General features: G+C 73.7%; 9 protein-coding genes. 5 read left to right on the top strand and 4 right to left on the bottom strand.

Annotated elements, in window-relative coordinates; translation table 11 throughout:
- The 4 genes from AC0CYZ_RS31405 to AC0CYZ_RS31390 form a co-directional block, all read left to right on the top strand.
- Positions 1–539: hypothetical protein (locus tag AC0CYZ_RS31405; protein WP_472222148.1), on the top strand; the 539-nt coding region annotated here is incomplete at its 5' end.
- Complete coding sequence (locus tag AC0CYZ_RS31400) at positions 536–1,798, top strand: OmpA family protein (RefSeq protein WP_472222146.1); 1,263 nt, start codon at positions 536–538, stop codon at positions 1,796–1,798. The genes AC0CYZ_RS31405 and AC0CYZ_RS31400, both read left to right, overlap by 4 nt.
- Before the next feature lie 260 nt (positions 1,799–2,058).
- A complete protein-coding gene (locus AC0CYZ_RS31395) occupies positions 2,059–3,756 on the top strand; it encodes a glycine/sarcosine N-methyltransferase (protein WP_472222144.1) in 1,698 nt (565 codons plus the stop codon).
- Positions 3,757–4,048: 292 nt separating this feature from the next.
- Complete coding sequence (locus AC0CYZ_RS31390; RefSeq protein ID WP_472222142.1) at positions 4,049–4,993, top strand: hypothetical protein; 945 nt, start codon at positions 4,049–4,051, stop codon at positions 4,991–4,993.
- A gap of 95 nt (positions 4,994–5,088) precedes the next feature.
- Here the strand turns inward: AC0CYZ_RS31390 and AC0CYZ_RS31385 are convergent, their stop codons facing one another.
- The 3 genes from AC0CYZ_RS31385 to AC0CYZ_RS31375 are packed head-to-tail and all read right to left on the bottom strand — an operon-like array spanning position 5,089 to position 7,508.
- Positions 5,089–6,033, bottom strand: a complete 945-nt coding sequence (locus AC0CYZ_RS31385; protein WP_472222140.1) for a polysaccharide deacetylase family protein — start codon at positions 6,031–6,033, stop codon at positions 5,089–5,091.
- 24 nt (positions 6,034–6,057) lie between these two features.
- Complete coding sequence (locus AC0CYZ_RS31380) at positions 6,058–6,915, bottom strand: hypothetical protein (protein ID WP_472222138.1); 858 nt, start codon at positions 6,913–6,915, stop codon at positions 6,058–6,060.
- 56 nt (positions 6,916–6,971) lie between these two features.
- On the bottom strand, positions 6,972–7,508 hold the full coding sequence (locus AC0CYZ_RS31375) for a hypothetical protein (RefSeq protein ID WP_472222136.1): 537 nt from the start codon (positions 7,506–7,508) through the stop codon (positions 6,972–6,974).
- 431 nt (positions 7,509–7,939) lie between these two features.
- On the opposite strand from AC0CYZ_RS31375, the gene AC0CYZ_RS31370 reads away from it, so the two are divergent.
- On the top strand, positions 7,940–9,280 hold the full coding sequence (locus tag AC0CYZ_RS31370) for a glutamate-1-semialdehyde 2,1-aminomutase (protein ID WP_472222135.1): 1,341 nt from the start codon (positions 7,940–7,942) through the stop codon (positions 9,278–9,280).
- Between the two features lie 10 nt (positions 9,281–9,290).
- On the opposite strand, the gene AC0CYZ_RS31365 is transcribed toward AC0CYZ_RS31370, so the two are convergent.
- On the bottom strand, positions 9,291–10,196 hold the full coding sequence (locus AC0CYZ_RS31365) for a phytanoyl-CoA dioxygenase family protein (protein WP_472222134.1): 906 nt from the start codon (positions 10,194–10,196) through the stop codon (positions 9,291–9,293).
- Positions 10,197–10,644: the final 448 nt, after the last annotated feature.

Here is a 10,644-nt window from a genome sequence, read left to right as displayed (position 1 = left end):
GCGGGCTCGAGCTCTCGGCCGTGCTGCCCGCCGTCCTGTTCGGGGCGCTCTTCCTCGCCAGCGGGGTCGCGGCGATGGTGGCGACCTTCGTGTCGTTCAACCCGGTCGCCGGCGCCCTGCGCCGGGCGGAGCGGCGGCTCGGGGAGGCGACCACCGCCGAGCGGGGCAGCCGCGCCGAGCTGGAGCGCTCGCGGGAGGCCCTGCGCCAGCAGGAGAACGAGCGCGACCGGGAGGAGCAGCGCTGGGTCGCGGCCCGCCAGCAGGTCGCCGCCGAGATGCTCGAGCTGCAGAACTACGCCCGCAGCCTCATGGCCTCCCGCAAGCAGAACCCGTCGGTGACCGACGGGCTCCGCAACTCCGCCCCGTACCCCGAGTTCACCCCGGCCCGGGCGACCGAGCCGGGCCGCGAGGCCGCGCCACCGACGCGGTCGTCGAGCCGGCCCACCCGGTCGGACCCGCGCCCGCCGCAGCCGGCCGCCGCCCCGAACGGGTCCGCGCACCCCCGTCCCCCGACGACCACGAACGGAGACCATCCGTGAGGACCCGGACCGCCGCCCCTCTCGCCGGGGCGGCGCGCCCGCGGACAGGCCGCGGACGGCGGGCCGGCGCGGGGGTCGCCCTGGCCGCCGCCGCCCTGCTGGCGCTGGGCGCCTGCTCGTCGGGGGACGACGCCGCCGGCGGCGCCTCGGGCGGCGGCGGGGCCCCGCTGAGCTGCCCGGTGCCGGTCGGTCCGATGGCGCTGGCGGTCTCCGGCCGGGCGAACAGCCCGGAGCCGGGGCTGCCGTCGTCGGTGCAGCAGGCCGCGATCTCCGTCGTCGCCGGCGCCGCCGACCAGAAGGTCCAGCCGAAGTTCACCGTCGTGGACGTCGACGGGCGCCCCACCGTGGCGGGTAGCGACACCTACCGCACCGACGCCGGCAACGCGATCGCCGCGCAGGACGACCAGAACGCGTTCCTGTCCGGCCTCGGCAAGGCCGTCTCGGGTGTCCGCGCGCAGTCCCCCGAGGTGGACGTGCTCGGCGCGCTGGGCCTGGCCGCGCGGTCGGTGCAGGGCAGCCGGCCGGGCACCGTCGTGCTCGTCGACTCCGGGCTCTCGACGGTCGCGCCGCTGGACTTCCGCCAGCAGGGCCTGCTCGACGCGCCCGTGGCGGACACCGTCGCGTTCCTGCGCGACCACCAGGCGCTGCCGAACCTGTCGGGGGCCACCGTCGTGCTCTCCGGCCTCGGCGACACCGCCGCCCCGCAGCCCCCGCTCGACACCGCGCAGCGCACCGAGCTGGTGAACCTCTGGAAGGGGATCGCGCAGGCGTCCGGCGCGGCGTGCGTCGCCGTCGTCGACGAGCCGCGGTCCGGGGACGCACCCTCCGACGTGCCGCCGGTGAGCACCGTGACGGTGCCCCCGCCGCCCACGATCACGCCGGGCAAGGCCACCGCGCTGCCCGACGACGGGTCGGTCGGGTTCCAGCCGGACACCGCCGAGTTCCGCGACCGGGGCGCCGCCCGCGGGGTGCTCGCGCCCTTCGCCGACTTCCTCAAGCAGGGCCCGACGCGGCGGCTGGCCCTGACCGGCACGAGCGCGCGGGCGGGGACGACGGCGAGTCAGGTCGACCTCTCCACGCAGCGCGCGGAGGCGGTGAAGGCGCTCCTGGTCGAGCTCGGGGCGTCCGCCGACCAGATCACCACGAAGGGGGTCGGGAGCCAGTTCCCCGGTTACGTCAACGACATCGGCCCGGACCGCAAGCAGCTCCCGGGGCCCGCGTCGGCGAACCGGAAGGTCATCGTGGAGCCCACCGGCTGACGCGGGCACGAAACACGAAGGTCCCCGATACGCCGGTCCGCCTAACGTGACCGGTATCTCGTCACGCGTCGGCAACCTCGCGGACGCGCGCCCGACCCCCGCCCCCATCTGCGCCTATCCGGCTGCGCACGGCATTCCGAGTGGACCTACTGAACCGATGTAGACGCGGAGCGTCACCAGCCGTGGTGTTCAGGGACCCCGGGCCGCCCTAACGTCTTCTCCCCGGAAGGTCACCACCGACGTCCGGAGGGAAACCCCAGATGACGACAGCCGCAGACCGGAGCCCCGACACCGCGGCTGGCCTCGACCCCGAGTACTCCGAGGCCGATGTACACCAGGAGTTCGGCGAGAACCCCGTCGAGGTCCGCGACACGAACCACTACAAGGACGAGTACATCAAGGGATTCGTCGACAAGTGGGACGACTACATCGGTTGGGAGGGACGGGCCGCCAGCGAGGGCACGTTCTTCATCGACCAGCTCCGCGCCCGCGGCGTGGAGAAGGTCCTCGACGTCGCGACCGGCACCGGGTTCAACTCGGTCCAGCTGCTCGAGGCCGGGTTCGAGACCGTGTCCGCCGACGGCAGCGCCGAGATGCTCGCCAAGGCGTTCGCCAACGGCCGGGAGCGCGGGCACGTCCTGCGGGTCGTCCAGGCCGACTGGCGCTGGCTCAACCGCGACGTCCACGGCGAGTACGACGCGATCATCTGCCTCGGCAACTCGTTCACGCACCTGTTCTCGGAGCGTGACCGCCGCAAGGCGCTCGCCGAGTTCTACGCCATGCTCTCGCACGACGGCGTCCTCATCCTCGATCAGCGCAACTACGACTCGATCCTGGACGACGGCTTCTCCTCGAAGCACAAGTACTACTACAGCGGTGACACCGTCACCGCCGAGCCCGAGTACCTCGACGACGGCCTCGCGCGCTTCCGGTACACGTTCCACGACGACGGTTCCGTGTACCACCTGAACATGTTCCCGCTGCGCAAGGAGTACGTGCGGCGCCTCATGCGCGAGGTCGGGTTCCAGAAGATCGACACCTATGGCGACTTCCAGGACACCTACGGCGAGGACACCCCCGACTTCTGGATCCACGTGGCCGAGAAGACGTACCGCACCGACGAAGAACTGGCCGACTCGTACTCGACGGCGGTCCACACCGCCCGCGACTACTACAACTCCGCCGACGCCGACACCTTCTACCACGAGGTCTGGGGCGGCGAGGACATCCACGTCGGGCTCTACGAGACCCCCGACGAGCCGATCGCGCCCGCCTCGGCGCGCACCGTCGAGCGGATGGCCGAGACCGCCGGCATCACCGCCGACACGCGGGTGCTCGACATGGGCGCCGGCTACGGCGGCGCGGCGCGGCACCTCGCGCGGAAGTTCGGGTGCCGGGTGACCTGCCTGAACCTGTCCGAGGTCGAGAACGAGCGGAACCGGGAGAAGACCCGCGAGCAGGGTCTCGACCACCTCGTCGACGTCGTCGACGGCTCGTTCGAGAACATGCCGATCCAGGACAACGCCTACGACCTCGTCTGGTCGCAGGACGCGTTCCTGCACTCCGGCGAGCGCTCGACGATCGTGTCGGAGATTCAGCGGGTCCTGGTGCCCACCGGGCAGGTCGTGTTCACCGACCCGATGGCCGCCGACGGCGCCGACGTCTCCGAGCTCACGCCGATCCTGGCGCGCCTGCACCTGGACAGCCTCGGCTCCCCGGGGTTCTACCGCGAGGAGTTCGCCCGGCACGGGTTCACGGACTATTCGTTCGAGGACCACACGGACCAGCTGACGACGCACTACGGCCGGGTGCTCGAGGAACTCGAGAAGGCGGAGCAGGCGTTCGCCGGGAAGATCTCCGACGAGTACATCTCCAACATGAAGACCGGCCTGCGGAACTGGGTCAACGGCGGGAAGTCCGGCCAGCTGGCCTGGGGCATCTTCCGCATTCGTCACTGAGTTCGGGGCTCCGGGGGTGCCGACCCGGGCCTCGGAATTGCCCCAGGAGTGCCAGCGAAGCGTCGACGCTTGCAACCAGTGGCAGTAAAGCCCCGTCGTCGATGAGATGGCGAGCAAGGCGTTGCTACGGCGGACGTACCGATGGATGGTGCGTCCGCCGTAGCCGTGTGTCCACACCCCTGCAGGAACGCCTCCTCGTCCACAGCGAGGTCGGCGCCGCACCATTCCCGAGCGGGAGTCGCGCCACCGTGGGCACGTGCGACACAACAGATGGACTCTCGACCTCGCGTACGTGAGCTCCTTCGCCGTCGACGATGTGATCGAGACGCGGGTGCTCGTGCAGATCGGCATGTCGGAGAGCACGGTCTACCGACGGTGTCGCGCGAACGGGCCGTGGCAGCTCCTCGCCCCGGCGACGGTCCTCCTGAGCAACGGGATCCCCACCCGCCGTCAGCTCCTACGGGCAGCTCTCCTGCACGCGGGCCCCGGCTCGATGATCACCGGCCTGGACGCCGCCCGGGCCCTCGGGCTGCGTCGGGGCGAGCTGCCGGCGCACGTCCACGTCCTCATCCCCGAGGCGCGGCAGGTGCGCAGCGTGCGGAACATCGTCGTCGAGCGGACGGAGCGCCTGCCGAGCCCACCGCTCGTCCGGGCCGGGCTGCCCGTCGCCCCGATCGAGCGCTGCGTCCTCGACGCCGTGCGCCGACTCCGCGACGAGTCCGACATCGCAGCGATCCTGACCGAGCCGGTGCAACGGCGGATGGTCCTCAAGGAGACCCTCGAGGACGAACTCGAGCGCGGTTGTCGCAAGGGGTCGGCCACGCCTCGCAAGGTGCTCCGCGGGATCAGGGGCGGAGTTCGCTCGGCGGCCGAGTTCGACGTGCGCGAGTGGTGGCTGTCCCAGCCGGAGCTCGACCCGGTGCTCTTCAACGTCGCCCTGTTCGACGAGCACGGGACGTTCCTCGGCATCGCCGACGTCTACGACGAGGAGATCGGCCTCGTGGTGCCGGTCGACTCGGTCGAGCAGCACTTCGCGACCCCGGAGCAGGTGGCGCTCACCGAGCGGCAGCACCGGTCCTACCGCTCGGCCGGCCTCCACGTGCTCGGCATCCGCCCCGGCCGGGTCCGGACCGACCCGGACGGCCTCCTCCAGGACGTCCTGGACGCCCAGCGCATCGCCGCGGCGCTACCCCCGGCCCGGGTCACGTGGCGTCCGGACGTGGCCGCACGGGCCTGATCCGGCGTCGACGACGGGGCTTCACTGCCACTGGGTGCAAGCGTCGACGCTCCGCTGGCACTCCAGGGCCTGGCACTCCCGGGACCGGCCGGAACTCAGCGGCGGGACAACGACGAGACCCGCCGGCCGACCATCGTCCGCGCCTTCCGCCACCCCTTCGACGCCACGCTCGGCAGGTCGGTCGTCGGCGTGAGGATCACCCGCCGCATCTCGTAGGGCGAGTCCGACCGACCCGCCAGCCCGGCCCGCGTGGTCACCGCACACCGGTAGCCGAGCTCGGACACCAGGCGCGTCGTGGTCGCCGAGTAGTCCGCGGCCGCGCCGTTGGGGAAGGCGAGCGTGTCCACCGAGATGCCGAGGCCGGACTCCAGCTCCCGGCGCGAGTCCGCCAGCTCGGTGAGCTGCCCCGCTTCGGTCTCGCGCTCGAGGATCGCGTGCGACACGGTGTGCGACCCGACCTCGTGCCCCGCCGCCAGCAGCGACTTCGCCCCGCCCCAGTCCATGAAGAGCCCGTCGCCCGCCGCGATCGGCGCCGGCTCCAGCTCCTCGGACACGCGCGCCACCTCGGCCACCCGGCTCGCGTGGTCGAGCTTCTTCACCGTCGCGCGCACCGCGTCGTGCGCGACCTGGCGCGACGCCGGGGTCGACAGGTCGTGGGTCACCCCGGCGAAGGTCAGCCGCGACGCCCGCGCCCGCTCGAACGCCCCGGACAGGTCCTCCCACCACGCGCCGACCGTCCCCGACAGGAAGCCCGGGACCAGGAAGAACGTGGCCGGGAAGCCGTGCTGGGCGAGCATCGGCACGCCGAGCTCGAGGTTGTCCAGGTAGCCGTCGTCGAAGGTGAGCACCACCGCGCGCGGGGGCAGCGGCTCCCCCGCCTCGATGCGCCGCAACGCCTCCTGCAGCGGCAGCACCGTCGCGAACCGCGCGAGCGTGCGCAGCTGCTTCGCGAAGCCCAGCCGGCCGACCCCGGGCGGGTCCGGGAACCCCGGCGTCGGGTCGATGTTGTGCCAGCCGAGCACGAGGAGCCGGTTGCTCATGCGCACCGATCGTAGGGACCGACCTCAGCCGGTCGTGCTCCCGGTCGCGGCGACCGCGTCGGCCACCACCCGCGCCACGGACTCGCGCCGCCGCGGGTCCGCGCGCAGCGACCGGCAGAGCTCCAGGTGCACGAACGGCGTCCCGAGGCGCGCGGCCAGGCGGCCCTGGACGTTGCGGGTGCCCGACAGCGCCTCGCAGCCCGGCTCACCACCCCCGCGCACCCGCTCCTCCGCCGCGCGCAGCCCGCGCGTGACCTCATCCAGCAGCGCGGTGCCCGGCGCGGCCCCGGACGACGCCACGACGTCGAACCCCTCGCGGTCCGCGCAGCCGTGGATCTGGACCTGCGGCGTGCCGCGGGCGGCGACGATCCCCGCGGCGAGCCGGGCGAACACCGAGTCCGGGCGGTGGGAGACGTCGGCGGGGAAGTCGGCCCGGCGCCGCGCCCACGCCGGCGCGCCCGCGTGGCGGTGCGCCCCGGCCTGGAGCAGCAACGCCGCGTCGAGCCGGTCCAGGACGCCGAGCCCGACCCGCTCGGTGCGCAGGTCGGAGTGCGGGTGCGGGATCTCGACGACGACCTGCGGCGCCCGCTCCCCGACGACGGCGGGCAGCACGACGAGCCCCCACGACCGTGCCGTCCGCGGGTCGCTGACGAGCAGCCGGCGCCCGCCCACGTCGTGCACCCCGAACCCGGCGGCCGCGGCGGCCGCCACGAGCCCGGGAGCCCCACCCGCACCGCTGGCGGCCAGGACGGCGGCGACGAGACCGTCGACGGCGGGCCCGTCCCCCGCGTGCGGGGGGCGGTAGGGGCCGGCGGCGTGCAGCGAGGTGGTGAAGCGGTCGACGACGGCGTCGAGCGACCCGATCTCCGCCTCGCCCAGCACCCCCCGAGCCTGTCACGCCCGCCCGGCGCCCACCCGGCGGCGCGGGCGCAGGGCCCTCAGGCCCCGGCCGGGTAGGCCGGCCCCCACGCCGGCTGCCCCACGGCCCCGCGGCGCGCGTTCCCCGCGGGCTCGCCCTCGGCCGGGCCGCCGAAGACCGAGCGCTGCCCGGCCGGGGCGTTGCCGAATGGCGGGGTCCCGAAGGGCGCCACGTAGAAGCTCAGCGGACGCCGGGGGGCGTTGAGGAACGCCGCTGCCTCCGGGTCCGGCTCGAAGGGCAGCTCCGCGCCGAACGGGAACACCGACTCCGCGAGCGCCGACGCCGAGGACGCGCGCGCCGCGCTCCACCCACCGCCGTCGGCCGCGTCGTCGGGCTCCTCGACGACGTCGGGGTCGACCGCCCATCCCGGCGCCGCGTCCGAGGGCGACGACCCGTGCGCCCAGGCCGGCGCCACCACCCGCGAGGGGCCCGACGTGGTCCGCAGCGCGACGACCCGGCGCGGACGCGCGGCCGGCGGCGCCGTCCCGGTGCCGTGACCGGTCTCCTCCGGCCCGCTGCTCTCACTGCCCGCGACGCGGGAACCAGGCTCCGCCATGCCGCCCATCGTCCTGAGGCCGTCCGAGCCACCTCGCCCGGGGGACGTCCGCTGGGCCGACCGGGCACGATCGGAGCGCCGACGCCGGCCGGCCCCTCCACCCGGCCGTAGCCCCGAGCCGTCGATCGGGGCGGACGGGACGACCCGGCGCCGACCGACGGCCGCCCGGTGGTCACGGACGGTCGTCGCCCGCCCTGCGAGCCGTGCCACGCGGGGCCGGGACAACCTCGCGGGAGCACCGGGCGTCTCCCGGACGTCCACGACCGCCGCCGGGAACGCGGGTGGCACCCGGACCGGGGCGCCCGCGACCCGGACCGCACCGATCGGGGACGATGAGACGAGAGCGAGGGTCGTCCAGCGCCGGACGCGCCGCACGGGCGCCTGCGGGCACGCCCGGATCGAAGGACCCGTTCCGCCGGAGGTGGCAGCAGATGGAGAACCCCGTCCCGGGATTCGCGCGTTCGACCGAGCTCGCGAACCGCCTGCACGAGGTCGTGCCGGGTGGGGCCCACACCTACGCCCGCGGCGACGACCAGTACCCCGAGGGCATGGCCCCGGTCCTCGAGCGGGGGCTCGGCGCGCGGGTCTGGGACGTGGACGGCAACGAGTTCGTCGAGTACGGCATGGGACTGCGGGCGGTGACCCTCGGGCACGCCTACGCCCCGGTGGCCGACGCCGTGCGCGAGGTCCTCTCCCGCGGCGTCAGCTTCACCCGTCCGACCAGGCTCGAGCTGGAGGCCGCGGAGGACTTCGTGTCCGTGGTGGCCGGCGCGGACATGGTGAAGTTCGCGAAGAACGGGTCGGACGCCACGACGGCGGCCCTCAAGCTCGCGCGGGCGGCCACGGGACGCGACATGGTGGCGGTCGCGAGCCAGCCGTTCTTCTCCACGGACGACTGGTTCATCGGCACCACGGCGATGACGGCCGGCATCCCCGCCGACGTCCGCGACGCGACGGTCCGGTTCACCTACAACGACCTCGACTCGCTCCGCGCGCTGTACGCGCGGTACCCGGGCCGCATCGCGGCGGTGTTCACCGAGGCGGCGACGGGGACGGTGGCGCCGGCGCCCGGCTTCCTCGAGGGGCTGCGCGAGCTGTGCACCGCGGAGGGCACCGTGCTGGTGTTCGACGAGATGATCACTGGGTTCCGCTGGGCGACCGGCGGAGCGCAGGAGGCGTACGGCGTGGTGCCGGACCTCTCCACGTGGGGCAAGGCGATGGGCAACGGCTTCGCGATCGCGGCGCTCGCCGGGAAGCGCGAGCTGATGGAGCTCGGGGGTCTGAACACCGACGCCGACCGGGTGTTCCTGCTCTCGACGACCAACGGTCCGGAGACCGTCGGGCTGGCCGCCTTCCGCGCGGTGGTCGAGGCCTACCGCACCACCGACCCGGTCGCGACGATGCGACGCCAGGGGACGCGGCTCGCCGAGGGCGCCAACGCCGTCATCGAGGAGGCGGGGATGCGCGATCACCTCGAGGTCGCGGGGCACCCGAACTGCCTGGTGTTCCTGACGCGCGACGCGTCCGGGCAGCCGTCGCAGGAGTACCGCACGCTCTTCCTCAGCGAGATGCTCAAGGGCGGCGTGCTGGGCCAGTCCTTCGTGATCTCGGCAGCGCACACCGACGCCGACGTCGACCGGACCGTCCAGGCCGTCTCCGACGCGCTCCCGACCTACCGCAAGGCGATCGAGCTCGGCTCCACCGCGGGCCTGTTCGAGGGCCGTCCGGTGGCGCCCGCGCTGCGCCTCCGGGCCGCCCCCCGACGCCGCTGACGGGCAGGGCTCAGACGCGGACGGGGACGTCCGGGACGTTCACCCCGTCGTACCGCGCCGCCAGCTCCTCGGGCATCGCGGCGAGGTCCGAGCAGCGCCGGAAGTCCCGCAGCGTCGTCCCGGAGCACTCCGAGTCGACGTTGCGCGAGCCGCGCCCGGCCTCGACGTCGTCGATGTCGACGACCCGGAAGTCGATCGAGAAGCGCGTGAACCCGGACGTGTTCGGCACCGACGAGTGCAGCTGGTTGCCCGAGAACACCATCATCCCGCCGACCTCGGGCACGACGCGCACCTGCGGGTCGAGCTCGACCGGCTCCTCCGGAGTGGGCTGGTCGCGGGTGTCCTTCCCGATCTGCGACGCCGCGGCGAACCGGCTGGTGCGGTTCCACTCGGCGTAGTCGTACCGGCGGGACCCGTTCCGCACGCCCTGCGTCATGTACTTCGGGTGGAAGGCCATCACGTTGTCGGCGCTGACGGGGTAGACCGGCATCCACCAGTTCGTCTGGCACATCGGCGCGGAGTACCAGGTGTCCCGGTGTGGGTGGAACGCGAACGCGATCCCGGTGGTCAGGTAGCCGTCCGAGGTCGAGGTCCGCAGGCGCGGCACGTCGAAGTAGGTGCGCTCGGGGTCACAGCCGCGCTCGACGAGGATCTGCGGCAGGAGCTCCTTGCAGCGCGGGTGGTGGATGAACCGCGGCTTGAGGTCGGACAGCAGCGCCGCGAACTCCTCGACCGGCATCGAGTCCTGCGCCGTGCGCGGGTCGAGCGACCCGAACGCGGACTCCACGAGGTCACGGGTGAACTGCACCAGCGCGAGCGTGGCCGGGGACGCGCCATACACCATCACGTCGCCGCGGTAGAGGTGCTCCCGTCGGGCGGCGTCGTCGAACCCCGGGTTGGAGTGCACCGTCGTCATCGACTCTTCCCTCCTCGTCACCTGCCGCGACCGACGACGCGACCTGAGCAGGCTAATCGACCCGTCCGTGGTACGTCATCGCGCGGGGGGTCGCACTCGGAGAACCGCACATACCGCCGATCGAAGGACACGACGAGGGCTTTCGTGGCCGCGCGCGGTGTGGTGCGTCCTGGCCGGCGTGACGCAACCCGGACCGGTCGCCGAACGTCTCACGATCGGCCTGCCGTCCGTCCCCGGACCGGCGATGGCGGGCACCCCGAGGCGACTCGGTACGGCATCGCTACCGTGGTCACCCGACCCGACCGGTCGCCGATCGGATCGCCCGGCCCCGGCCCCGACAGGACGGACCCAGGATCTTGCCCGGCAGAGCGCTCATCCTCGTCGAGAACCTCTCGGTGCCGTTCGACCGCCGCGTGTGGCAGGAGGCCACCACGCTGCGCGACCACGG

It is taken from the genome of Actinomycetospora sp., from assembly GCF_055612215.1.
Note: the sequence above shows the minus strand (reverse complement) of the source record. Positions and strands in the feature narration are given on the sequence as shown.

Excerpts from the sequence above, each read along its gene's own strand:
- AC0CYZ_RS31385 (WP_472222140.1), bottom strand. The coding sequence starts at position 6,033 with ATGAGCAACCGGCTCCTCGTGCTCGGCTGGCACAACATCGACCCGACG.
- AC0CYZ_RS31375 (WP_472222136.1), bottom strand. The coding sequence starts at position 7,508 with ATGGCGGAGCCTGGTTCCCGCGTCGCGGGCAGTGAGAGCAGCGGGCCG.
- AC0CYZ_RS31370 (WP_472222135.1), top strand. The coding sequence starts at position 7,940 with ATGGAGAACCCCGTCCCGGGATTCGCGCGTTCGACCGAGCTCGCGAAC.
- AC0CYZ_RS31395 (WP_472222144.1), top strand. The coding sequence starts at position 2,059 with ATGACGACAGCCGCAGACCGGAGCCCCGACACCGCGGCTGGCCTCGAC.
- AC0CYZ_RS31365 (WP_472222134.1), bottom strand. The coding sequence starts at position 10,196 with ATGACGACGGTGCACTCCAACCCGGGGTTCGACGACGCCGCCCGACGG.